We start from the raw sequence: 25,696 nt of genomic DNA, 5'->3' as shown, positions 1-25,696 counted from the left end.
GAATGAAATTAAACGGGTAAAAGATCACAGAACCAGAATCCCATGGATGAAGGCCGGTTGGCCGTACCTGAAAAACAATTGTCATCCTGGTCTTTGGGCGCCTGGTATTCTCTGAATACTTTTTCGCCCAGTGTAAATGGAATGGGTTGTTTGAATAGGGGACCATCGAAAACGAATGTGTGAAACTCGCCATTCTCGCCACAAGGATCTACATTGGAAGGAAGATCTTTCAGAAAATCTTTGTCAATAACACGGCCCACAAAACTTTGATCCAGCAATTCCGATTTTACACAAACGGTAATGGTTTTAAAGCCGAGGTCAATGAATTCATGTATCAACTCAGTAGTATCTCTTTTCCATATCGGGAAATAAGCGTTTATATGTTGCTCGGCAAGCCGTTCTTCGCGGTACTTGCGCAAGTCTTCCAGGAAAATATCGCCGAAAACAGAATGGGTAAACCCTTCTTTATACAATGCAGCAGTTAATGCTGCCATAGCCTGGTTGTATTCCGTCATCGTAGGCTGGTCTGACATCCGTAATTGTTGTAGTGGTATACCCAAGGCGCCGGCCTGTTGCTCCAGCAGTTCTGCCCTCACTCCATGCATGGAAATACGGTTATAAGTACTGTTCACACTGGTTATCAGTCTTTCTATGCTGTAGGCGGGTTGTTGCAATGCATGATAAAGAGCCAGTGTACTGTCTTTTCCTCCACTCCAGTTAAAATAAGATCGATAAGGTAGCATATCAGGATTGCTTGAATGTTTCGTGATGTATGAATTCAGCTTGATTTTTCCTGCGTTCCCATCCCAATAGTTCCAATTCGGGCAATTCGTCGAACTTGCTCACATAACCAATACATAAATACGCTACCAGTTGCAAGTGTGATGGAACATGCAGTACTTCTTTTATCTTTTCCGGTTCCAGTATGCTTACCCATCCCATCCCAACATTCAGTGATCGGGCCATTAACCACATATTCTGGATACCGCAAACAACGCTGTACAAGCCTGCCTCTGGCATCATTGTTTGTCCTAATACCGGTTGCCCGGGCGGCGTATAGAAGACAGCTATGTTAACGGGCGCTTCTACGATCCCTTCCAGCTTCAAACGCTGGTACTGACTTGCTTTGTCGCTATCAAAATGAACACGCTCATGATCATTCGACTCAATGAAAATATTTTTAACGGCTTGTTTGGTAGTTTCTTTTTCGATAACTATCAATTGCCATGGCTGGGAATATCCTACAGATGGCGCATGTTCAAATGCAAACAATAGCTGATCCATTACAGTAGTTGAAACAGGGGTTGATAAAAAACGGTTCCCCCTTACATCCCTGCGGTGGAGGATGATGTTTCTCAGTATTTCGGTATCTGTGATATTAAACTGCATACGATCTATGCCTTAATGGTAACAGGAATGCCGCTTACCAGCAACACTACCCGGGCAGCTTTGGCCGCAGCATATTGATTGGCCCAACCCTGCAGGTCTGTGAATTTCCGGCCTATTTCAGTTTCGGCATGAACACCCATGCCAATTTCATTACTCACGATAATGAAAGTGCCATTCATTTTGTCGAGCGCATCAATTTCTTTTTTGAAGGCAATGAGTGATTGATCGATGTCGTTTTTAAAATCGATGAAGAAATTGGTCAGCCAAAGTGTTACGCAGTCAATCACCGATACACATTCAGCGATGGGCAAAGCGCTTACTTCTTTTTGCGCTTCATAGCTGGTCCATTCAGGACCCCTGTCGCCCTGGTGTCTTTTAATACGGTCGCTGAAATCGCCTCCCCAGTCTTTTGCTGTTGCCACATATACCGGGTTGGGGCTCATGGAAAGCGCCAGTTCCTGTGCATAGCGACTTTTACCGCTTCGGGCGCCGCCGGTTACAAAAATGATCATGATGCCATTATTTTCTCTCCGTACAAGGAAAGGTATTTGTGTGTTAAATGAGCAGGTATTTTGAACAATGCAGGATGGAACAATGCAGCCAGTAATTCAATACCATCTGTGAGCGTGCTGGCACTGGGCTGTGTAAAAAGGTCAAAATCGACCAGGAAAACCTGCCGGTGCTGAACTGCTTGCAAAGAAGCCCATTCCGGTTTTTGGGTAAGCAGGTGCAACTCTTCTTTAGCACGTGTTACTTCAAAGCCACAGGGTGCAATCACCAGCACCTCCGGATCGTATTTCACGATCCTTTCCCATTGTGTAACGATGGAATCGCCCGAAGGATTACTCAGCATATCGATGCCGCCTGCCTGCGCTACCTGGTAAGGTATCCAGTGTCCGCAATTGTAAATGGGGTCGATCCATTCAAAAAGCATAACGCGTTTCAAAGGCATGCGATGGGCCCGCAAAGTATCGAGTATGCCATCGGTTCTTTTTTTAAGTGATGCGAGGTATTCGTAAGCCGCTTCTTCTTTCCCCAAAGCTGTTGCAATGACAACGGCGGTGTGATATACATCATCGAGGTTTTGCGGGGTAAGTGGAACAAGCAGCGGCTGGTGGTCCAGCTTTGCAACAGCTGCATGAGTGCAGGTGGTATCTATCTGGCATACATCGCATACATCCTGCGTAAAGATCAGATCAGGCTTCAGTTCCTGCAACAGCGGCTCATCTACATAATACAGGCTCTTACCCTGTGCCTTGGATGCAGAGAATATACGGTCGATCTCCAGGCTTGAATAGTGATGGCCTTCGAGTAAGCAGCGTACTACTTTAGGTTTTTCTGCAAGGGCAGGAGGAAAGCATTCAAACGTAACGCCATGCAGCAACTCCTGCAATCCCATATCATAGATCATGCGGGTAGCTGCCGGAAGAAAGGATAATGCAACCATAACTCTTTTTGATCAGGATGAAAAACAAAAGCCTTCCGTTCGGAAGGCTTTTGCAACAACTTATTGCATGGATAATAATGCCGGGTATCTTTTTTGCAGGTATTCAAAACCTCCAAAGAGTACAGCGCCATAGATCAGGTTCCCGATGAGCATATTTTTCATGAAAGGAATGGCCAGTATATGACATTTCACCAATCCGTTCCAGTCGCGTGTATAGGGAAGGCCTGTGGTAATATCGGTACCACCGCTGAGCCATACACCACAATCGGTAACGATCCAGTGCATCAATGCAGCACCAACGGCTCCGGCAATTACAGTTTTGAAGCTTACATTTTTGATCAGCGATCCGATCAACACCATCAACGCAAAAGCACCATAGGTCCAGTACCATCCATCGTACAACAAACCATTGCTCAACCCGGTTCCCGCATATACTACTTTCATCATAACCACATCACTCAGAAACAACGCCAGTAATGGAAAGAAATAACCCTTCCATTTGGTATGGAAATAAGCGCCCCCAAAAAGAGCCATGGCTCCAATGGGCGTGAAGTTGTTGAGAGCAGCTTGTGTTCCTGCTGAGGTGGCAGAGAAAACGCGTAAGCCAGCCGTCAGGGCAATGAACACTAAAAGCAAAGAAACGCGCGGATTGATTTTGTTGAGCGACATATCAGTTGATTTGATGTTAGTTATTATAGTTTAACACTGAAACCGGCCATCATATTGAATCGTTTGCTGTTGTAACCAACAACATCGAAATACTGCTGATCGGTGATGTTATGGAAGTCCAAAAATACTTTAATTTTTCCGGACAAAGCATATCCCGCATAGCAATTGATGGTATAATAATGTGGTTGTTCAGCCGGACCCGCATCGTAAGGCCCTTTTAACCGGGCGCCTACATATTTGAATGAAGGAATAACTGTCAGCGCCTTGCAAGGCTGCAGGGTGAGGCTGCTGTTGAACACGAACTTGGGACGGCGGTACAGGTTGTCTGTTTTCTTACCGCTTTCAACACCCTGCCCGTCGATAAAGCTGAGGTTATTGCTCCAGGTTCCGAAAGAAGCCAATTGTGTGTTGCTTTCCACTTCAAAGCCATAATCGTGCTGTTCATCGCGATTGATATACTGACCGGCATAGGTTACCGGGTCGGTATAAAAGATGATGAGGTTACGGATATCCCTTTTGAATGCCGCAAAGCGCAGGCTCTGTCTTTTGTTATTGCTTTGTGTTTGCACACCTATTTCATAAGTGGTGCTGCTTTCCGGTTTCAATTCTTTGTTACCGTATTCACTGTATAACTGGTAGAGAGAAGGCACTTTGTAAGCAGAAGAAATGTTTACAAACAATTTGGTGTTCTCATCAATATTATAAGACGGGTTAATAGTATAAGTAGCGTTGTTGCCATAGATGGAATGATGGTTGATGCGACCACCCGCTTCAAAATTGAAGCCACCAAGATCTGTCAGCAACAATGAACTATAAGCCGAAAACTGGCTGGTATACGTGCTGTCTTTACCCAATGCCGAGGAAGACTGGTAAGCGGGAACACCCGTGCTGATGTACAGGGATGATTGGGTTGTATTCTGACGTGTATACTGGATGCCGCCCACCCATTGCAAATGCGCATTGAATTTTTTGTTGCCGTTGGTCTCCAGCACGTAAGAGTTACCAATATAATTACCGGAATAATACTTGGTATAAGCGGCAGTGTAAGTACTGTCGTTCACGAACAACCTTTTGGCCTGCTGGTAACTGCCCATCAGGTTCCAGCTGAATCCGTTGTTGTCGTGGTATTGCAACGAGAATCCACTCAACTGGTGGTTATTTTTAGCGGTATAATCCTTTTCATCGGTGAAGGCGCCGCCGGGTAAATCGGTTCTATAAACGCCGAAATTGCCAAAAGCCCTTGCCGATAAGCGGTTGCTGAACTGGTAATTGAGTTCGGCAAGCACATTGGTTTGTTCAAATCCATCTTTCTTGAAACCCTGTGTGCCTGTGCTGTCATAAGCAGCAGCCATCCCATCGCTTTTAACGTAGCTGTACTGTACATTGTAACCGAGCTTATTCAGCCTTCCGCTCAAACCTGTTCCTGCGCGGAATGTGTTGTAAGTGCCATAGGCAGCGGAAGCATTGACGTTGGCTTTTTTACCGGTTCCTTTTTTCATGAAGATCTGTATCACACCGGCTACGGCATCACTGCCCCAGAGGGTGCTTTGTCCGCCTTTGAGGATCTCGATCCTTTCCACCTGGTCCAGCGCAATATTATTCAGATCAAAAGAATTGCTGCTCAGCGAAGGATCATATACCGGCGTACCATCTATTACGATTAACATACTACCTACACCGGCACCCCTGAAATACAGGTCCTGGTTGGTTCCCAGCGTATTGTTCGATCCGTTGATGAAAAAGCTTGCCTGGGTATTGAGTAATTCGGCGAGCGTTCTGCCCTGGTTATTGGCAATCATTTTTTGGTCTATGACCGTTACGATCTTGCCGGTCTGCGATTGCTTGAGACTCACCCTGTTGGCGGTAACCACCACTTCATCGAGTTGTCCCGTTCGGATAGAATCCTGCTGTGAAAATGCCGTTTGTCCTGCCAGCAGGGAAGCAGTAAGCATGCATAAGAGCGTCGATGTTTTGCTCATTGTTTGTTTGTTTTAAGTTGAACAATGAGCTTTCAGGAAAATTGAAAAAAGAAGAAATATAAATTGCTGCTGCAGACAGCATTTACATTCCATGCCTTTCACCCGAAAGCCTTGAATGAAACCTATTGCTGGCAGGTCTTCTGGCTTGCGCTCCGCTGATGGCCTTCCCATTCTTATGAACAGTGGCAGAAGTATCAGCAGTTGAATAGCGCTTACAGCTACGGGGATAGCGCCGGATTTGCACCGGACTTCCCTTTTAACCCCGACCCTTCGGGGACCAACTACGGTGCAAATGTAATCAGGATATATTCAATTTCCTATAGCAAAAGACTAACCAATTAAATATATTTAAATTTGATTAATGCTATACTTGGTATTGTATTAGCCAACATCGGTTTTAATAATGTCTATGAGAAGGGAAATTATTTTAGCAACTGTGATGATTACTGCAATAACTGCGGTTTCTGCTTTTATTGCCAAAGGCCAGGCCAATGCAAGTGATTTAATCAATGATTTATATATCCATCAGTTTGATTTGACTGTAACAGGAAAAAAGGCTTCACATGTCAATACTATATTGTTGGGAGTCAAAGATTTTTTACGAAAGTTTGGAACACCGGTAAAGGTGTCCGTAGAATATTCAGAAATGGATGAGGACAGCATGACGCACTATACATATAAAGGCATGGAAGCCTGGTATATGAAAGATGAATTGCAAGCCATGAGTATTACTTCGCCTGGTTACTGTTTTCAATTAATGAATGGCGGTTCGATAAAAGTGGGAAATAACATTGGCTCTGTTGCCAAGATGTTTCCTCGCTCATGGGCAAATAAACAATTTGCAGGCCAGGTATTCGTGTCTCTCATAGGCAAAACTGGACTGGTTGATATGAATTTTCTTTTTGAATATGATGTTAAGACGAATCTGATAACGGGAATATTTGTGCAACAGTAAATCGCTGAGTGCATCGATTTTCAGACCAAGAACGATTTATTGCTTACATTTAAAGCTAACTGAACTAAAACTGGCGCCATGCAGGGAAAACAGCAATTGAATCTTTTCAGCTTTACCATGATCGTGGTGGGCCTAGTTATTGGGATGGGAATTTTCAGAACGGCTGCTACCAGCGCCAAGGATGCCATTGAGCCGTCGGTTTATTTTACAGCCTGGGTATTGGGTGGATTTTTTGCACTCTGCGGAGCACTTACTTATGCCGAAATCGGGAGTCGCTATCCTATTACTGGCGGATATTATAAAGTGTTTTCTTATGCTTATCACCCCAGCATCGCCTTTGCCATCAACTGCATCATCCTTATCAGTAATGCTGCCAGCCTGAGTGGCGTAGCATTGATCGGCAGCGGCTACATTGCCAAGCTGTTCCCGCAGGTAGCCTGGACCGATGTAGACAAAGCCCTGATTAGCTGCGGGGCTATCATCATTTTTTACCTGATCAACCTGGCAGGACTAAAGATGAGTTCCCGTGCGCAAAATGTACTCATGCTCATTAAAATAAGCATGATCGTAGTGCTGATCCTTGCTTTGTTTTTTCCACACCAGCCGCAGGCGGTAACAACGAATGTTGCTCCTGCTTCTTCTATGAGTTGGATACAAAGCCTGGGTGTGAGCCTGATTGCTGTTTCATTTACTTATGGCGGTTATCAGCAGACCATTAATTTCGGCAGTGAGGTAAGTCGGCCTGCCAGAAATATTCCAAGGGGTATTTTCATTGGTATCGCCATCATCATTGCATTATACCTGTTGGTAAACCTGAGTTATTATCATATCATCGGCTTCAACAACATGAAAGGCGAAAGAGAAATTGCTTATGTGGTGATGGAAAAAACGTTCGGCAACAAAGGCGCTGATATATTTTCTTTCCTGCTTTTCTTTGGGGTACTGGCTTATGTAAATGCGTTGTTGCTGAGTAATCCCAGGGTGATGTATGCGATGAGCACGGAAGGCACATTGCCCAAACTCTTTGCCAGAACAAATGACAAGAACGGTGTGTTTACCGCATCGCTGACAGCATTTTCGGCCACTTGTATCGTGATCCTGTTCTTTGCGCAGACTTTTGAGAAGATACTGAACTTCTCCATTTTCCTCGATTGCTTTGGCATGGTGGCGTCGAGCGCTACCATATTCGTTTTGCGCAAACGCACGCGTGAACTGGATGGCACAGGCATTTACAAGATGAAATTATACCCGTTGATGCCACTCATTTTCATGTCGGCTTATTTATTTGTGGGCATCAGTATCGCTTTGCAAACGCCCGACATCGCATTGGTAGGCGCATTGGTACTCGCAGCTTTTATGCTGATCTATTTCATTACACACAGATTTAAACGGAAAGACAATGACAGATCTGTCGTATATACTGAATGAACTGGGCGAAGACCGCGACGAATACTTCCGCGCGATAGCGCCGCCGATCGTGCAGACCAGCAATTTTGCATTCCGCAAAGTGGCCGATATGCGCCGTGCATTTGAAGATGAATACAGTACCTGGTTGTACAGCCGCGGACTGAATCCTACAGTAGAAATATTGCGCAAAAAACTGGCGGCGCTTGATGGCGCTGAAGATTGTTTAGTGTTCAACAGCGGAGCTGCAGCGATCTTCGCAGCAGTACTGTCACAGGTAAAAAGCGGCGATCATATTGTTAGTGTAAAGAAACCCTATTCATGGGCACAACGGATGTTCGATGTGATCCTGCCCCGCTTCCAGGTAACAGTTACTTATGTAGATGGTACCGATACAGCACATTTCGAAGCAGCCATACAATCCAATACCACCCTCATTTACCTCGAATCGCCCAATAGCTGGTTGTTTGAATTGCAAGACCTGGCGGCTGTTGCGGCACTCGCAAAAAAGCACAACATTGTTACCATCTGTGATAACAGTTATTGTTCGCCATTATACCAGCAGCCGATTAAGTTGGGTATTGACCTGGTGTTACAGTCAGCCACTAAATACATAGGTGGGCACAGCGATGTGGTAGCTGGTGTGCTCAGCGGCAGCAAAGAAAAGATGGAAAAAATATTCAACAGTGAATACATGACGGTGGGATCGGGTATACAGCCTTTCAATGCATGGTTGCTGATCCGGGGACTACGTACTTTGCCGGCGAGGCTGGAACGCATCAGCCGTACTACGCAACAGGTAGTGGATTTCCTGCATGCACACCCGCGGGTAGAAAAAGTATTGTTCCCGCTCGACCCCAGCTTTCCGCAGTACGAGCTGGCAAAAAAACAAATGAAGGGCGCCTGTGGCCTCCTTACTTTTTTCATCAAAACTGATAAAAGAGAAACCATCGAAGTTTTTTGCGAATCGTTGCAACACATTCTCATGGCGGTGAGCTGGGGTGGTTATGAATCGCTGATCATACCCAAATGCGCAGGCCTGCAGCCGGCTGCTTTTAATGCGGCGGACCCTGAGCACAGAAGCCTGCGGTTGTATGTAGGGCTGGAAGAAGCCGATTACCTTTTGACCGATCTGGAAGCGGCTTTTAAAGCCATTTCACGCCTTTCATAACATTTTTTACTGCGGTTTGCAGGCCTCTTTTCCGCTTGTCTAAAAATTATGGGTGTGGATGAGAAACTGTTATTTTTGTTAGATATGAAAAAACTGATCATCCTTCTTTGTGGTGTAGCGTTCTTGCAGGCAAATGCGCAGAATGGTTCTGATCACTGGAACCTGCGTCAGTGTGTGGATTATGCGATGGCCAATAATATTTCTGTTAAGCAGGCCGATATCCAGGCAAGAATCAGTGCATTACAATTGAAGCAATCAAAATTGAACCTTTATCCCGGCGTATCAGGTAATACTTCTACAGGTGTTCGTTTTGGACGTTCGATCGACCCCACCACCAATGGTTTTGCCACTACACAGTTCCTGTACCAGAACTTTGGTGTGAACGGAGGTATACAGTTATACAACAACGGAAGGCTGCGGAACACCATGCAGGCTTCGGCATTCAGCGCCCAGGCTGCGTTGACAGATGTTGCCAAAGCCGCCAATGACGTTGCATTGAATGTATGCACTTATTATTTGCAGGTGCTGGCAGCCAAAGAGCAGATCAATATCAGCGAGGTGCAGATCAGCCAGACCAATGCTCAATTCGAAATGACCAGGAAGAAAGTAGATGCAGGGATGTTGCCGGAGTTGAACCTCGCAGAAATTGAAGCACAGTTGTCAACAGACAGCAGCAATTATATAGCAGCCAAAACTTCCTATGAACAAAACCTCATTAGCCTGCGTGGATTACTAGGCCTTGACCCCGATGTGATCTTTGGTGTTGAAACCCCGCCGGTAGATAAAATCCCATTAGAATCCTTTGCCGATATGCAGCCACAGGCAGTATTCCAATTGGCACTTGCGAACCAGCCCTTGCAGAAAGGAAATGCGCTGAGAATAAAAGCCGCACAGAAAAACATCTCAGCAGCCAGAGGCGGTTTTTATCCCACCATCAACCTGGGCTTCAACCTGTCTACCAACTTTTCAAACTCTTTCAAATATACCAACGGCGCTACTTTCCTGGGATATACACCCATTACAGGAGCAGAGCCTATTGTAACAGTAAATAATGTAAACTATTACCTGCAAAACCCGATATATAAATTTTCACAAGGCACCCGCAGCTTTGGAGATATATGGCAGGGATGGGGCAAACAGCTCGACAACAACTTTGGACAAAACGTTGGCATGAGTATTTCGATACCCATCTTCAGCAATGGACAAAACCGCATTGCTTACCAGCAATCCAAACTGAACCTGCAGAATGCAGAATTGCAAAGAAGCCAGAGCGACCTGAAACTGAAACAGGATATTTATACAGCGTACACCAACGCTACGGCTGCTTTGCAAAAATTCAATGCGGGGCAGAAAACAGTTACCAGCGCGCAAAAAGCCTATGATTTTGCGCTCAAACGTTATGAAGTGGGTTTGCTGAGCTCGATTGATCTGCTGACCAACCAGAACAACCTGCTGAAAGCCAAATTGCAGCAACTGAGCAACCAGTACGATTATGTGTTCAAAATGAAATTGCTGGAATTTTATAAAGGCGTAGGCTTGAAATTATAATATCAAAACAACCGAAACACCTGAGCATATGAACAAGAAACTGATCTGGACCATTGTAATACTGGTAGTCGTCATTGCTGCCTTTGTGGGCATGAAGAAAGCCGGTATCATTGGCAAAGACGAAGGGATCAAAGTATCGTCTGAAAAAGTAAGTACGCGCACCATTATTGAAACGGTAAATGCCAGTGGCAAAGTGTATCCCGAAGTGGAAGTGAAAGTGAGTCCGGATATCAGTGGTGAGATCGTAGAACTCAATGTGAACGAAGGTGATAGCGTGAAGAAAGGACAGGTACTTGCCAGGATATATGCCGATATCTATTCTACCCAGCGCGACCAGGTAGCGGCAGGTGTAGAACAGGCCAGGGCGCAATTGTCGAACTCATCGGCAGGTATTGAGGGATTGAAAGCCACACTGGATAATGCAAAAGCCACTTACGACAGGCAGAAAAAATTGTATGCCGATAAAGTGATTTCCCGTTCAGAGTTCGATCAGGCCGATCAGGCGTACCGCTCTGCGGAAGCCAACTACAACGCAGCGAAGGAAGGATTGAGAGGCGGACAGGCATCGATACGCAGTGCCGAAGCGCAGTTGGCCAGGGCAAATAAAGACCTCTCACGTACCACACTCACAGCACCAATGGATGGAGTGATCAGTCTGCTCGCGGTGAAAAAAGGAGAACGCGTAGTAGGTACAGCGCAGATGGCCGGTACAGAAATGATGCGTGTTGCCGATATGCGCAGCATTGAAGTGCGGGTAGATGTAGGAGAAAACGATATCCCCAAAGTAAAGCTGGGCGATACCGCGCTTGTAGAAGTAGATGCTTATACCAACCGCAAATTCAGGGGCATTGTTTATAAGATCGCCAACCCGAATGTGGCAACCACTACCACTACGAGTACCGATGTTACCAATTACAAAGTACATATTCGCTTGTTGCCCGATAGCTATGCAGATATAGTAAAAGCAGGTAAGGCATTCCCTTTCCGTCCGGGTATGAGCGCCAGCGCCGATATACAAACCAAAACCAATGTGGGAGTGCTGGCAGTGCCGCTGAATGCTGTTACCACCAGGGATAAGAGCAGCGATAAGGCGCCGGGAGAAAAGAAAGACGATAAGCCAGCCAACGATGCATCTGCCGTTAAATCTGTTAACGCCGATGATAATATCCAGGAAGTGGTATTTGTATTGCAGAAAGACAATACAGTGAAAAAAATACCGGTGAAATCTTCCATACAGGACCTGAATTATATCCAGATCATCAGCGGACTCCAGGGTGGCGAAGAAGTGATCACGGGCCCATACAGTACAGTAAGTAAAACACTGAAAGACGGAACCCTGGTAAAAGTGGTTCCTAAAGACAAGTTGTTTGAAGAGAAGAAGAACTAGGTACGAAAAACGTATTTTTGCCGATCAACAGCTGGCATCAATATGCGATTTGGTATCATCGGTAGCGGAAGCTGGGCAACGGCGATCGCAAAAATTCTTACTGACAACGGGAATACCGTCAACTGGTGGGTACGTAACAACGATACCATCGCTTATATAGAGAAACGAAGGCATAACCCGCATTATCTCAGTAGCACTTATTTCAATCATGCGCAGCTGCAACTCAGCAGTGATATACAGGCTGTAGTAACCGCTTCAGATGTACTGGTGATTGCAGTCCCCTCGGCTTATGTTGAAAGTAGTCTCGAAACGCTTAGTGCACAACAACTGAGCAATAAAAAAATCGTTTCAGCAGTGAAAGGCATACTGCCTTCGGGCAACCGGCTGCTCAATGATTATCTCTCGGAGACTTTTGCATTCCCATTAGAAAACTATTTTACTTTACTGGGCCCCTGTCATGCAGAAGAAATAGCCGCAGAAAAATTATCTTACCTGACTTTTTCGGGCCAGCAGCCAACAGCTACGGCAGCCATTGCTGCATATTTCAAAACCGATTACCTGAATACAGTGGTGAACACCGATGTGATGGGTGTTCAGTATGCGGCCGTATTGAAAAATATTTACGCATTGGGAGCAGGTATTGCACACGGATTGGAGTACGGCGATAATTTTTTAAGTGTGTACATTGCCAATAGCGCCAATGAAATGGAAGTCTTCCTGCATCAGTCGAACGATAAAGGACCATTCGCCGAGCAATCGCATAATTACAACGCTTCTGTTTACCTGGGCGATCTGCTGGTTACCTGCTATTCATTGCACAGCCGCAACCGCACGTTTGGCAACATGATTGGTAAGGGCTATTCTGTAAAAGCGGCACAACTCGAACTCAATATGGTAGCGGAAGGATACAATGCAAGCAAATGCATTTTTACCATGAACCATTCTATTCATGCAGCCATCCCTATTGCTACAATCATTTATGAAATACTATGGGAACAGGTTCCGGCGGCGCAAGGGTTTAAAAAAATAGAAAGCCTGTTACGCTGAGAAAAGATCGGCTGCAATGCCATCGGCCAGGAATTTACCGGCTGTTGTGAGTTGTAACCGGTTGCCGGTTTGCACAATATTGCCGGATGCCAAGTGTTTTTCGGCAGCATGGAGCAATGCATTCTTTTTATCTTCACCCCAATCAGCATATACTTTATTCAAATCAATGCCTTCCATGGTGCGCAGACTGGTCATGACGTATTCATTCAATTGTTGAACCGGTGTCAATATTTCCTGTTCATAGGGAATGGCCCCTTGGTTAATACTCGCAATATAGAGACTATTATTGGCCACATTCCATTGCCGGCTGCTTCCATTGAATGAATGCGCTGAAGGTCCCAGTCCCAGGTACGAAACTCCCTGCCAGTAACTGCTGTTGTGCCTGCTGCGGAATCCAAGCCTGGCGAAATTGGATATTTCATAATGCTCAAAACTGGCTTCTTCCATTTTGCGGGTGAGGATATGGAAATGCCGGGCCTGCGTTTCAGGATCGATGTCTGCCGTTTTTTTTGTCCTGATCATTTTATCCAGTGCTGTGCGGGATTCTACAGTAAGCGCATAACAGGAAAGATGCGGCACCCGCAAAGCAAGGGCTTTGTTGATGTCCTGTTCCCAGCGCTCATCACTCAGGCCCGGAATACCATAAATAAGATCAATCGTGATGTTGCGGAAACCGGCGGCTTGTGCCAGTTCAATCGCTTCGACTGACTGTGCCGACTCGTGCACCCGGTTCATCCAGTGCAGGCTGCTGTCTGAAAAAGACTGTACTCCCATACTAAGCCGGTTGATGCCCGCTTCTTTCCATGCGTGCAGCCTGGCGGCAGTTACATCGTCGGGATTGGCTTCGAGGGTGATTTCGGCATGGGGATTTATATCGAATAATTGCGATAACAACTGTATAATGGAGTGAATGGCAGTTTCCGGTAACAGGGAAGGGGTGCCGCCGCCAAAATAAATAGTATCTACTTTTTCGCTGAGATATGAACGGCGCAACCTGGCTTCTGCTTCAATGGCGTTGACCATTTCCGGTAATAATTGCAATGAAGTGGAAAAATGAAAATTGCAATAATGACAGGCTTTTCTGCAAAATGGAATATGAATATAAATACCTGCCATGGTTGCCTGATTGCGATGGGCAAAAATACTGTTTCAGACTTATGCACCCGTTTCAATATTTTTGTTGCAAATCCATTTTTTGAAGCAGACGCTATTGATAGTTCTCCTGGTGTTGACCCTTGGTTGTTTTGCACAGACCGATTCGGGTTTGCCGAAGACCCGGCCAGAGAGTACTTTACAAAAGAGTAACGATACACAAAGCCTGACGCCTAAAGAAACGGTGGTTCCGGTACGATCCGTAGTAAGAGATAGTTCATCTTCCCGTTTGCCCAAACCTGCCGTAGTGGTGAATCGGGCAAGTGCGCCGGCAGACAGCACGTTGCGTTTGAAAGCTGACAGCCTCCGGCAGGATTCTATCCGCAAAGCGAAGGCAACTGCTGATGTAGCATTGCCCGTTATCGATACTTCTACCTATGCCCGTTTCATGCACCATGCCTATCTGCCGGAAAACAAGCCGGCAGCGTATATGCTGATCGATTACCGCAAGCGGGAATCGAAAGACCAATTGTTTTATGTGATGGCGGGACTCGTATTTTTCTTTGCTTTCCTGAAAGTGGTGTACCCCCGCTATTTTAAAAACCTTTTCAATTCTTTTTTCCAGACTTCGGTGCGGCTGAAACAAACCAAGGAACAGTTGCTGCAAGACAACCTGGCCTCACTGCTCACCAATCTGCTGTTTGTGCTAAGTGTGAGTTTATATGCGGCCCTGGTGATCCGGTACGAGCAGTGGGCATTGGTATCTTTCTGGCAATTGGTCATTTATGGAGCCCTGGTGCTGGTGGTTGTGTACCTGGGGAAATACCTGTTCCTGCTGTTCTCGGGATGGGTATTCAACAGCCGCGAGTCGGCCGCGGGTTATGTTTTTATTGTGTTTTTGGTGAATAAAACCATCGGCATCGTGCTGATCCCCTTTGCCCTGCTCGTGGCTTTTGCCGCCAAACCCCTGTCAGAAGTGGCCCTGACGGTTTCAGGAGGTGTGATCGTATTGCTTTTTTTGTACAGATACATAGTTTCGTTTACCGCTATCCGGAATAACCTGAAAGTGAATGCATTACATTTTTTTCTCTACCTTTGTGCCGTTGAGGTGCTTCCGTTGTTATTAATCTATAAGGTATTGATCAATTATATTGACGGAAGGTTTTAATTTTGCAAAATATTAGACTACGGAGCATGGCAAAAAGCGGCGCTAAAAATGCAGGTCCGGTTAAATCAGCGAAACGGATTCTTGTCTCACAACCCAGACCTGAAAGTGATAAATCGCCCTATTTCGACCTGGAAAAAAAATACCAGGTTGAGTTGGTTTTTCAGCCTTTCATCAGGTTGGAAGGGATACCGGCACGCGACTTTCGCAAACAAAAGATCGACATCTCACAGTTTACGGCAGTAGTGTTTACCAGCCGGAACGCCATCGATCATTTTTTTCGTACCTGCGAAGAGATGAAGGTGGTGATTGGCCAGGACACCAAGTACTTCTGTATTACAGAAGCGGTGGCGCTGTACCTGCAGAAATTTATCCTTTACCGGAAGAGAAAAGTTTTTTATGGGGCCGACGGCACCAATAAGAGCATGTTCGATGTAGTGAACAAGCACAAAGAGAACGAACAGTTCCTGTATGTGTGCAGTGAGAACCAGCAGGATAATGAGATCGTGAACTGGTTGAAGGGAAACAAATGTGCTTATCAGCTGGCTTTTATGTATAGGACCATCAGCAATGACATCAAGGAAGTAGTGAAAGGCTGCGAATTCGATGTCATTTGTTTTTTTACACCCAGTGGCGTCAAAAGTTTATTTGATAATTTTCCAGAGTTTAAGCAAAATGGCACGGTCATTGGAGCATTTGGCAATAACACCTCCAAAGCCGTGGAAGACGCGGGCCTCACACTGGGAATCAAAGCGCCGATGCCCCAGCGTCCGAGTATGGTAGCAGCGTTGGACTATTTTTTGGGTATAGGTGTCGAAGCTAAAAAGTAATCATCCTTAAAAACCCCTTTGTATGAAAAGAGTATTATCCATTTTATTATTCGGTTCACTGCTCGCCGCTTGTGGCAATGGTGGTAACAATGCTGCAAAGCTGGAAGACGAAGTTGCCAAAGCGAAAATGCGAATGATGGATTCATTGAAAACAGTTGACTCCCTCAAAAGCATCGCTGCGAAAGAGCAAAAAACAGCCGACTCCCTGAAAGCCGTTGCTGCTGCTGCTTCCAAACACCACAGCGGATCTTCAAATGTAAGTCCCCGTTATGCTGATGCAGAAGGAACCGGAGCTGCTGCACCTGCTGCCGCACCTAAGAAAAAAGGTATGAGCAGTACTGCCAAAGGCGCCATCATCGGTGCCGGTGTAGGTGCCGTGACCGGAGCCATCGTTGATAAAAAACATGGCGAAGGCGCAATAGTAGGAGCTGTGCTTGGTGCAGGAGCCGGCGCAGGAACCGGTGCGATCATCGATCACAACAAAAAGAAAAAAGCACAAGCGAACCAATAAATATTTGCTCAATAGCTCAATGGCTCGATTACTCAATAAAGAGAGTGATCGAGCCATTTTCTTTGACATTAAAATGCGTAACATTGAGCCATTGAGTATTGAACCATTTGCACATGATCATGAACCATCTCATACACGAAACCAGTCCTTACCTGTTACAACATGCGCATAATCCGGTGGAATGGTATCCCTGGGGCGAAACAGCGTTACAAAGAGCAAAGCAGGAAAACAAACCCATACTCGTAAGTATCGGCTATGCCGCCTGTCACTGGTGTCACGTGATGGAAAGAGAAAGTTTTGAAGATGCGGCTGTAGCGGCTTTCATGAACGAGCATTTTATCAATATCAAGATAGACCGTGAAGAACGGCCCGACCTGGACCATATTTACATGGATGTGGTACAGGCTATGACCGGCAGCGGAGGCTGGCCGTTGAATGTATTCCTTACACCGGATAAAAAACCTTTTTACGGCGGTACGTATTTTCCCCCGGTGAGGGCCCACAACAGGGCGAGCTGGTCTGAAGTGCTGGAAGGGGTTCGGCAGGCTTTTTCGGCAAAAAAAGAAGCGATAGAAGAGCAGGCCCAGAAGCTTACAGAACACTTGCTGCAATCCAATGCATTTGGCATGGACAGGACTATATCTGCTGCAGATGCCTTGTATGACGCTGCGAATGAAGAAGAGATCGTGCGCAATATGCTCGGCAATGCCGATAAAATATGGGGCGGATTCGGGCAGGCGCCTAAATTTCCGCAAAGCCAGTCGATCCGCTTTTTGCTGCGGCATTTTCATTTCACCAAAAACGAAGCGGCTTTACAACAGGCTTTGCTGAGCCTCGATAAAATGCTCGACGGTGGTATTTACGACCAATTGGGTGGCGGGTTTGCACGATACAGTACCGACAATGAATGGCTGGTACCTCATTTTGAAAAAATGCTGTACGACAATGCCCTGCTGGTTAGTGTAATGGCGGAAGCCTATCAGTTAACCGGGATAGAAAAATACGCAAGAGGGATCAGGGAAACGCTGGCATTTATCGAAAGGGAGATGACCTCGCCTGAACAGGGTTTTTACAGTGCATTGGATGCCGACAGTGAGGGGGAGGAAGGCCGGTTTTATACCTGGGACCTGACTGAAATAGAGGCAGTATTGGGTGGAAATACCCCCTTTTTCTGTGAAATTTATGGTGTTACGGCCGCCGGAAACTGGGAAAATAAAAATATTTTTTGGATAAAAGAGCCGCTGGAAAAAACAGCACTACAGAAGGGCATGGAAATCAACGACATGCTCAGGTTACTCGAATCCGACAGGCAAAAACTACTTTCTGAACGGGAAAAGCGGGTAAGACCCCAACTTGATGATAAGATATTACTGGGTTGGAATGCCCTGATGAACACAGCATACAGCAAAGCTTATGCGGCTCTGGGTAATCCGCAGTACCTGGAGCGGGCGGAGACCCATATGCGGTTCCTGGAAAGCCATCTTTGCGATGGCCAGGGCAACTGGTACCATACTTATAAGAGGGGCAAGGCCAGGATACCTGCTTTCCTGGATGATTACGCCTATCTTATAGAAGCTTACCTGCATTTACAGGAGATGACAGGCACCGGAGGGTACCTGTTAAAGGCCCAGTCGCTGATGCAACACGCCATAGCGGCTTTCTCAGAAGAGGGAAGCGGCTTCTTTTTCTATACGCCACAAGACCAGGAAGATGTGATCCTGCGCAAAAAAGAGGTCTACGATGGAGCCACCCCCAGCGGAAACGCCGTAATGGCCCGTAACTTATGGTATTTATCGAAGGTTTTCGAGGAGGAAGCATGGGAAAGGCGGGTAGAAGAAATGTTGCAGCTGCTCTCCCGCGCCATCCGGCAATACCCCAATTCTTTCGCGGTATGGGCCTTGTGTCTCCAGGAATTGATCCGGGGAACCAATGAAATTATCATTACGGGGCAGCGTTCAAAGCAATTTATCGCTCCAGTGATGAAGAAATACATCCCCAATAAAATCATCCAGACCGGGGAAACCGAAGAGGGTGTTTTCCCGTTGTTGAAAGGAAAGCTGTTGGAAGGACAGGATGCAGTGAAATTCTACCTATGCAAAAACCGGGCATGTAGTGATCCCTTTACAGATGTAGTAGATTTTTTAGCAAAAATGTAACAAAGAATACGGTAATTTGCTTGTTGCCAGTGTCGACTCTGGGGACACTATTGTAAAATCCTAATTGATACACATTGACAATTTAGTTTTACCCATTTAAAAATTATGGAGAATTAAAGATGGTGTTGGCGTAACTGTCAACGCAAAACATATATTTGTCACTGTCATAAATCAGTTTATTATCTTATGAAAGGTTATTTGACTACAATTACCATGGCCATGCTGTCTTTAAGCCTGAGTTCCTGCTTTTTCAAGAAAAGCGGGAAAGCCAAGGGGTTGCCTGATGACGGGCAGTTGCATGGCGTTGCACCTTCAGCAAAACAAAACATGCGTCCTCCGCTTGGAATGGTCTACATTCCGCCGGGAGCATTTCATATGGGCCCCAGCGATGAAGACATCAGCTTCAGCTACACCAATCGTAACCGTACAGTTTCCATGCCAGGTTTTTGGATGGATGCTACGGAACTCACCAATAACCAGTACAGACAGTTTGTAAACTGGGTGCGTGACTCCTTGGCTTTCAAGATCCTGTTCGGATCGGGTATCAACAAAGAAGATACCATGGCGGTTGACTGGAAAAAAGTGGCTACCATCAAATACGACAGGTCTACCATCGAAAAACTGAATGAACTGAACCTGGCTCCCGATAATCGTTTGTACAGACGTCCGGGCATCGATCCTGCCAAACTGGTCTACCACATGGAATATTTCGACCTGGCCGAAGCAGCCAAGCGTGAGAACGCAGGTATTGCCCGGAAGAATTTCATCGTAACAAAAGACCAGCCTGTATATCCCGATACCCTGGTATGGATGCGGGATTTCTCTTACTCGTATAACGAGCCCATGACCAAGAGCTATTATTCTCACCCGTCTTATGGTGGTTATCCTGTGGTGGGTGTTACCTGGAAACAGGCAATGGCTTTCTGTCACTGGAGAACACATTACCAGAATACTTACCTGGAAAAACACAACATGGCAGTTGACGGTGATTTCCGCCTGCCGAGTGAAGCGGAATGGGAATATGCAGCAAGGGGCGGCCGTACAGAATCTATGTTCCCCTGGGGTAACTACTACCTGCGCAATAAAAAAGGATGTCTGCTCGCCAACTTCAAACCCGGCCGTGGTAACTACGCAGAAGACGGCGGTTTCTATACCGTTCCTGCCAAAGCATACTGGCCCAATGATTATGGCTTGTATAACATGTCGGGCAATGTGGCTGAATGGACCGGCTCGTACTACTACGAAGGCGCTTATAATTTCATGGCCGATATGAATCCCGATATACGTCTCGATGCCAAAGATTCCGACCTGCCCAATATGAAACGAAAAGTGGTGCGCGGAGGAAGTTGGAAAGACATCGCCTACTATTTACAGGTAGGTACCCGGAACTATGAGTACCAGGATACTGCCAAATCCTATATCGGTTTCCGCTGCGTGATTGACCTGGCACCCAAGTGGAGAAACAAATAACTAAGCTTATCCAAATCCAATAACAAATCCAAACCCCAAAAACAGAAACCTATGGCCTCTGGAATTTCCCCCTCTACAAACCGAATTGTAAACGTAATTGTATGTCTTGGCGCTGCCGTTGTAATCTTTGGCGCGATGGCTAAGATCCTACACCTTTCATGGGCCGACTGGGCGCTGAAAATCGGTCTTACTACAGAAGCTATGATTTTCATCGTGTATGCGATATTGCCTCCGCCAGATGTTACACATGGTTCTTCAGAACCTGCTATGGCTGGTAATCCTGCCCTTGGTGTGATGGAGAAAATGCTCCAGGAAGCCGATATAACACCTGCCAACCTTTCCAAGCTGAGCGCCGGTTTCCAGAAACTGGGGACTACCGTAAATAATATGGGAGAGATCAGCGATGTAGTAAAATCAACCGGTGATTTTTCAGCCAAAACAAAAGAAGCAGCTCATGCGCTGGGATTGGTGAAAGATGCAGTAGGACATGTAACCAACTCTCTGGCCGGTTTCAATGCTGCTACAGAGCATACCAAACAATTTCACGACCAGGTTCAGGTGTTGACCAAAAACCTGTCGTCTCTGAATACTATTTATGAATTGGAATTACAGGAGAGTAACAATCACCTCAAGGCGATGAACCAGTTCTACGGCAAGCTCACACAGGCTTCTGCAGCCATGTCGGGCAGCGCAGACGATGCACTGAAAGCCAAAGAACAGATCACAATACTGGCCAACAACCTGGGCAAACTGAACCAGGTGTATGGTAATATGCTCACCGCCATGCAGGGAAGGGCTTAGTGCCGCTTGTTATGATGACACAACACTATTGTAAAATCAATTTGTAAAAATTAACAAGCATGTCACTACCCAAGGAACCGCGGCAAAAGATGATCAATTTCATGTATCTCGTGCTTACGGCAATGCTGGCACTGAATGTATCATCTGAAATCCTCAACGCGTTCAAGACAGTTGACCACAGTTTGAAGACTGCCACAGAAATTGTAGAACGAAAGAATACTGATGTATTCAAATCGTTCAAAAGAAAATTCGATGACCCTAAAACCCATGAAAAAGCTGCGATATGGATGCCTAAAGCAGAAAAAGCAAAGGTCCTCGCAGATGAAGTCTACAACTATATTGAAGGACTGAAACTGGATCTGAAAAAAGAATCGGGACTGAAAACAGAGAACGGCCAGGAATCTTTTAAAGAAGATGATCTCGATGCACCTACCCGTTTGCTGGTTTCTATGCCACCTAACGGAAAAGGAAAAGGAAATGAGCTGTTTGCTAAATTGAAGCAATTCAGAGATCAGTTGCTCGCTATCGACCCCGACATTAAAAAAGATGTAGGGCCTAACCTGCCACTCGATCTGAGCATCCCTCCGACAAAAAATGAAGGCGGTAAGGATGACTGGGCATTTACCTATTTTCATATGACCCCTTCTATAGCGGCGTTGACGATCATGAGCAAATTTCAGAACGATGTGAAGAACAGTGAAGCGCAAGTGGTTGAGTACTGCCACAAAGAAGTAGGTGAAGTGGAGATCGTATATGATGAATTCAAAGCTTTCGCCGGAACCAATTCACAGTACCTGATGCCAGGTGAAGAACTGGTGATCACAGCAGGTATGGGTGCTTTTAGTAAAGCAGCCAAGCCTACCATCACCGTCGATGGTACCAATGTACCCCTGAATGCAGATGGAGCGGCTGAATACAAAGCTACCGTAAGCTCTCCTGGTGCAAACACTAAAAAAGTAAGGATCACTTATTATAAGCCCGACGGTACGCCGGCAGTGGTGGAAAAGGAAGTGAAATATACAGTAGGTGTACCTGCTAGTATGGTGATATCAACCGACAGGACAAGGGTATTCTATAAAGGCATAGAGAACCCCCTGAGTGTTACTGGTAGTGGTGGTGATGAAAAAGTACAGGTAAATGTGGAAGGCACGAATGTGGCATTTAGTAAAGCCGGCCCCGGACAGTATATCGTAAAACCTAACCAACTGGGTTCGGTGAATGTGATCGCTTCGGATGGAAAGAAAACACAAAAGGTAACAATACCTGTGAAAAGGATTCCCGACCCGATCGCCATTGTAGGCGGTAGTGCGGGTGGTACCATGACTGCAAATGTGTTCAGGGTACAGACAGGCGTGATTGCCGACTTACGTGATTTCGTTTTTGAAGGCATTAAGTTCCAGGTGCAGTCTTACATGGTGATCTGCACCGGTAAAGGTTTTGATGAACCAGAATTCGCACAGGTTACAGGCCCCGCTTTCAGTGGTGGCGCCAGTGCCCTGATCAAGCGGTGCCAGGCGGGAACAACGGTAACGATAGGAGAGATCAAATTGATTGAACCGGGTGGCGGAACACGTAAACTGGATCAGAATATTACATTCATTTTGCAATAACAGTGAGTTATGAAAAGAATCACTTCCCTTATGGTTTTGGCTGCGGTACTGATAGGCAGCAGTGCTATGGGACAGTTCAACTTTGGCAAGAAAAAGCCTGCGAACAATCCTCCAAGTACCAACCAGCAGCCGCCCTCTACGGTTACCAACAAAGTAACCGGACTGAGTAAAGCCAATGCTACTGCCGTTGATACTTCGCTGAAACCTAAGAAAACAGTGGATACTACTACGGTAGGAGGTTTTGAAGAAACAACCCCCAGGAACCTGAGGAATAACACTGCCGTGGAAAGGACCATTACGAGGGAGAAAAAGCCACTGGCTTATGAGCACTTGCGTGAAGACGACTGGCTGTACAGCGAGATGATCTGGCGTGAGATCGATGCCAGGGAAAAAATGAACCAGACGTTCATGTATCCCGGCAAAGATGAAATGGGCGACCAGCGTTTTTTTGCGATCCTGTTGAAAGCCATTCGTGAAGACAGCGTAGTAGCTTTCTCTGCCGAAGGGGGTGATGACCGTTTTACAAAGCCATTGCAATACAATGATGTTTCTAAATTACTGAAAGGTACGCTGGATACACAGCTGGTACAGAACGCCAACAATCCCAATGTGTACGATACCACTGTGATCTATGATACCAAGTATGCACCGAATCCCGATTCTATTTATACTTTCAGACTGAAAGAACAATGGATATTCGATAAGGAAGCAAGCCGCCTGTTCTGCCGGATCATTGGTATTGCTCCGGTAGCCAAGATCATGGTCAACAACAAACCCACCAGCAAAACGCTGTTCTGGATACATTATCCCGATCTGCGCCAGACGCTGACCAAATACCTGGTGTACAACCCTAAAAATTTCGCCAGCCGTATGACCTGGGAAGACCTTTTCGAAAGCCGCTTCTTTTCCAGCTATGTGATCAAAACCAGTAACAACAATCCCACCGATAAATTCCTTAGTGGCCTGATCAGAGACCCGCTATTCCGTTTATTGGAGGGTGATAAGATCAAAGAAAGGCTGTTCAATTATGAGCAGGACCTGTGGTCGTATTAATATTATTTGATATAACAAGGGAAAAAAGGGGTCTTTTAAGCCCCCTTTTTTCGCAAAAATTATGTTTACATTATAAATTATTAGGGCCAGTTGATTGTATTAATTAAATGCTTTCCTTATCTTTACTTCGGTTTTTCATAGGATATTGGATTTTAAAAGCGGGGCTGGATTTTTATCCTGGCCCCTTTTTTATTAATAAACTGTTAATTTTCTGCGTTAAAATACGCTGTCACCAACGCCGCCTTTTTCTTGCCGATCAATGCGACCAGTGAATCCATACCGGCCTCCCTTACCTTCTTCACCGATTTGTATTCTTTCAGCAACTGCAGGGCGGTCTGCTTACCAATACCGGGTATTTGCTCCAGCTCATTTTTAAATGTTCCTTTTGACCGCTGGTTCCGGTGAAAGCTGATGCCGTAATTATGCACTTCATCCCTAATACGCCTTACCAGTTTCAGGCTGTCGCTGTTCCAGGGAAGTTTAATAGAATGGCTATCGCCAGGGAAAAAGATCTCTTCTTCGTTTTTAGCCAGCCCAACAACCGTCATGCGCCCCACCAGTCCCAGTTCGATAATGCTTTCCATGGCCGCGCCCAGTTGCCCCTTTCCTCCATCAATGATCACCAGTTGGGGAATGGGCGCTGCTTCTGACAGCAACCTCTTGTACCTCCTGTACACCACTTCTTTCATGGTGGCAAAATCGTTGATCCCTTCAACTGTTTTCACATTGAAATGCCGGTAATCTTTTTTACTGGGCATCCCGTCTTTGAAGCATACCATGGCCGAAACCGGGTAGCTGCCGTGAAAGTTGGAATTATCGAAGCATTCGATGTGCAGAGGGGGCTCCTGTAACTGCAGGAAATCCTGCAATTCGTACAACACTTTCGCTTTTTCTTCGTCGCTCTTATCTTCCAGGTGCAGTATTTTTTTTCTGCGCAGTTCTTCGCGGAAATAATCCACGTTTTTCACAGACAACTCCAGCAGCTTTTTCTTCTCGCCTGCTTTGGGTATGGTAAGTGTGAGGTTTTCTTCTTCCACTTCAATGGCAAAGGGAACCACCAGTTCTTTGGCCGTACTGTTGAAAGTACCCCTGAGCCTGGCTACCGCAAACGACAATACTTCGGTTTCTGTTTCCTCGAGCTTTGTTTCCAGCGGAACTGTATGGGTTTGCACGATAGCGCCGTTCTGTACCATGAGGTAATTCACATAAGCCAGGTTGTCTTCCTTCACAATAGAGAATACATCCATATCGGCAAAATGACTGCCTACCACCACAGATTTTGCCTGGTAGTTCTCGAGGTGGTCTATTTTTTTTCTTACCAGCTCTGCTTTTTCGAACTGGAGCCCGGCTGCCAGCGCTTGCATCTCCGCTTTGAACTGCCCAACTACCGAGCCCAGGTTCCCTTTGAGGATATTACGTACCTGTTGCAAACCCTCTGCATAATCTGCGGCTGACTGTAAACCCTCGCATGGTCCTTTGCAATTGCCCAGGTGGTACTCAAGGCATACTTTGAATTTGCCTTTCTGGATATTCTGCTCGGTGAGGTTGAGCTTGCAAGTGCGCAACGGAACATATTGGCGGATGAAATTGATGAGTTCCCTTACCCTGCCTACCGAAGTAAATGGTCCCAGGTATTCAGACCCGTCGTTCACTTTTTTTCGTGTGAAGAAGACACGTGAGAAAGGCTCTTTTTTGATAACGATGAAAGGATAGGTCTTATCGTCCTTGAGCATGATATTATAGCGTGGCTGGTATTCCTTGATGAGAGAGTTCTCCAGCAGGAATGCATCGTGTTCTGAATCTACAATGGTAAAAGCAATGCGATGGATGCGTTTTACAAGCTCATGAGTTTTATAACTGGTAAGGTTCTTAACGAAATAAGACGAGACCCTTTTGCGCAGATCCTTGGCCTTGCCTACATACAACAAAGTATTACCCTCATCGTAGTACTGGTAAACGCCGGGCTGTTGCGGAATGGTAGAAGCCAGTTGCTGAAATTGATCTGCGGTCAT

General features: G+C 46.0%; 22 protein-coding genes and 1 riboswitch. Of the genes, 14 read left to right on the top strand and 8 right to left on the bottom strand.

What is annotated here, in order from left to right:
* Nucleotides 1-8 precede the first annotated feature (8 nt).
* The 6 genes from BLU98_RS09635 to BLU98_RS09610 are packed head-to-tail and all read right to left on the bottom strand — an operon-like array spanning nt 9 to nt 5,484.
* Nucleotides 9-743: a Dph6-related ATP pyrophosphatase gene (locus BLU98_RS09635; protein WP_092723807.1), complete on the bottom strand. Its 735-nt coding sequence runs from the start codon at nt 741-743 to the stop codon at nt 9-11.
* 1 nt (nt 744) lies between these two features.
* A complete protein-coding gene (bluB, locus tag BLU98_RS09630) occupies nt 745-1,389 on the bottom strand; it encodes a 5,6-dimethylbenzimidazole synthase (RefSeq protein WP_092723806.1) in 645 nt (214 codons plus the stop codon).
* A 5-nt stretch (nt 1,390-1,394) separates the two neighbouring features.
* Entirely contained in the window at nt 1,395-1,901 is a 507-nt protein-coding gene (locus tag BLU98_RS09625) for a bifunctional adenosylcobinamide kinase/adenosylcobinamide-phosphate guanylyltransferase (RefSeq protein ID WP_092723805.1), read from the bottom strand.
* Entirely contained in the window at nt 1,898-2,836 is a 939-nt protein-coding gene (locus tag BLU98_RS09620) for an ABC transporter substrate-binding protein (protein ID WP_092723804.1), read from the bottom strand. The genes BLU98_RS09625 and BLU98_RS09620 overlap by 4 nt, the downstream gene beginning before the upstream one ends.
* Nucleotides 2,837-2,896: 60 nt before the next feature.
* Nucleotides 2,897-3,505 carry a DUF6580 family putative transport protein gene (locus tag BLU98_RS09615; protein WP_026774031.1) on the bottom strand — a complete coding sequence of 203 codons (609 nt, stop codon included), beginning with the start codon at nt 3,503-3,505 and terminating at the stop codon, nt 2,897-2,899.
* Between the two features lie 23 nt (nt 3,506-3,528).
* Nucleotides 3,529-5,484: a TonB-dependent receptor plug domain-containing protein gene (locus BLU98_RS09610; RefSeq protein ID WP_092723803.1), complete on the bottom strand. Its 1,956-nt coding sequence runs from the start codon at nt 5,482-5,484 to the stop codon at nt 3,529-3,531.
* A 113-nt stretch (nt 5,485-5,597) separates the two neighbouring features.
* A riboswitch (cobalamin riboswitch) is annotated at nt 5,598-5,781 on the bottom strand.
* Nucleotides 5,782-5,893: 112 nt separating this feature from the next.
* On the opposite strand from BLU98_RS09610, the gene BLU98_RS09605 reads away from it, so the two are divergent.
* From BLU98_RS09605 to BLU98_RS09580, 6 genes are all read left to right on the top strand, one after another.
* Entirely contained in the window at nt 5,894-6,439 is a 546-nt protein-coding gene (locus BLU98_RS09605; RefSeq protein ID WP_092723802.1) for a hypothetical protein, read from the top strand.
* A 78-nt stretch (nt 6,440-6,517) separates the two neighbouring features.
* Nucleotides 6,518-7,867 (top strand): APC family permease, encoded by a 1,350-nt coding sequence (locus BLU98_RS09600; RefSeq protein WP_092723801.1) that lies wholly within the window; start codon nt 6,518-6,520, stop codon nt 7,865-7,867.
* A complete protein-coding gene (locus tag BLU98_RS09595) occupies nt 7,839-9,014 on the top strand; it encodes a trans-sulfuration enzyme family protein (protein ID WP_092723800.1) in 1,176 nt (391 codons plus the stop codon). Before BLU98_RS09600 ends, BLU98_RS09595 begins: the two co-directional genes overlap by 29 nt.
* Before the next feature lie 84 nt (nt 9,015-9,098).
* Nucleotides 9,099-10,562 (top strand): TolC family protein, encoded by a 1,464-nt coding sequence (locus tag BLU98_RS09590; protein ID WP_092723833.1) that lies wholly within the window; start codon nt 9,099-9,101, stop codon nt 10,560-10,562.
* A 28-nt stretch (nt 10,563-10,590) separates the two neighbouring features.
* Complete coding sequence (locus BLU98_RS09585) at nt 10,591-11,949, top strand: efflux RND transporter periplasmic adaptor subunit (protein ID WP_092723799.1); 1,359 nt, start codon at nt 10,591-10,593, stop codon at nt 11,947-11,949.
* A 42-nt stretch (nt 11,950-11,991) separates the two neighbouring features.
* Nucleotides 11,992-12,996 carry an NAD(P)H-dependent glycerol-3-phosphate dehydrogenase gene (locus BLU98_RS09580; RefSeq protein ID WP_092723798.1) on the top strand — a complete coding sequence of 335 codons (1,005 nt, stop codon included), beginning with the start codon at nt 11,992-11,994 and terminating at the stop codon, nt 12,994-12,996.
* Here the strand turns inward: BLU98_RS09580 and hemW are convergent.
* Entirely contained in the window at nt 12,988-14,112 is a 1,125-nt protein-coding gene (gene hemW / locus BLU98_RS09575; protein ID WP_092723797.1) for a radical SAM family heme chaperone HemW, read from the bottom strand. The two genes, BLU98_RS09580 and hemW, sit on opposite strands and share 9 nt — an antisense overlap.
* A 79-nt stretch (nt 14,113-14,191) precedes the next feature.
* Here hemW and BLU98_RS09570 point away from each other — a divergent pair, with 79 nt between their 5' ends.
* The 8 genes from BLU98_RS09570 to porN all read left to right on the top strand — a co-directional run bounded on the left by BLU98_RS09570 (nt 14,192) and on the right by porN (nt 23,684).
* Nucleotides 14,192-15,256 carry a DUF4271 domain-containing protein gene (locus BLU98_RS09570; protein ID WP_139173877.1) on the top strand — a complete coding sequence of 355 codons (1,065 nt, stop codon included), beginning with the start codon at nt 14,192-14,194 and terminating at the stop codon, nt 15,254-15,256.
* Nucleotides 15,257-15,282: 26 nt separating this feature from the next.
* The gene (locus tag BLU98_RS09565; RefSeq protein ID WP_051347906.1) at nt 15,283-16,083 is read left to right on the top strand and encodes a uroporphyrinogen-III synthase; all 801 of its coding nucleotides are present in this window, start codon (nt 15,283-15,285) and stop codon (nt 16,081-16,083) included.
* Nucleotides 16,084-16,105: 22 nt separating this feature from the next.
* Entirely contained in the window at nt 16,106-16,594 is a 489-nt protein-coding gene (locus tag BLU98_RS09560) for a YMGG-like glycine zipper-containing protein (protein ID WP_026774021.1), read from the top strand.
* A gap of 113 nt (nt 16,595-16,707) precedes the next feature.
* Nucleotides 16,708-18,750: a thioredoxin domain-containing protein gene (locus tag BLU98_RS09555; protein ID WP_257574865.1), complete on the top strand. Its 2,043-nt coding sequence runs from the start codon at nt 16,708-16,710 to the stop codon at nt 18,748-18,750.
* Nucleotides 18,751-18,936: 186 nt separating this feature from the next.
* Nucleotides 18,937-20,220 (top strand): T9SS ring complex lipoprotein PorK/GldK, encoded by a 1,284-nt coding sequence (gene porK / locus BLU98_RS09550; RefSeq protein ID WP_092723795.1) that lies wholly within the window; start codon nt 18,937-18,939, stop codon nt 20,218-20,220.
* A gap of 51 nt (nt 20,221-20,271) precedes the next feature.
* Nucleotides 20,272-21,021, top strand: a complete 750-nt coding sequence (gene porL / locus BLU98_RS09545) for a type IX secretion system motor protein PorL/GldL (protein WP_092723794.1) — start codon at nt 20,272-20,274, stop codon at nt 21,019-21,021.
* Nucleotides 21,022-21,080: 59 nt separating this feature from the next.
* Nucleotides 21,081-22,631 carry a type IX secretion system motor protein PorM/GldM gene (porM, locus tag BLU98_RS09540; protein ID WP_092723793.1) on the top strand — a complete coding sequence of 517 codons (1,551 nt, stop codon included), beginning with the start codon at nt 21,081-21,083 and terminating at the stop codon, nt 22,629-22,631.
* A 9-nt stretch (nt 22,632-22,640) separates the two neighbouring features.
* Nucleotides 22,641-23,684, top strand: a complete 1,044-nt coding sequence (gene porN, locus BLU98_RS09535; RefSeq protein WP_092723792.1) for a type IX secretion system ring subunit PorN/GldN — start codon at nt 22,641-22,643, stop codon at nt 23,682-23,684.
* A 203-nt stretch (nt 23,685-23,887) separates the two neighbouring features.
* On the opposite strand, the gene uvrC is transcribed toward porN, so the two are convergent.
* A complete protein-coding gene (gene uvrC, locus BLU98_RS09530) occupies nt 23,888-25,696 on the bottom strand; it encodes an excinuclease ABC subunit UvrC (protein WP_092723791.1) in 1,809 nt (602 codons plus the stop codon).

The organism is Hydrobacter penzbergensis (assembly GCF_900106985.1).
GTDB lineage: Bacteria > Bacteroidota > Bacteroidia > Chitinophagales > Chitinophagaceae > Sediminibacterium > Sediminibacterium magnilacihabitans.
This window is presented reverse-complemented; position numbering and strand designations above follow the sequence as displayed.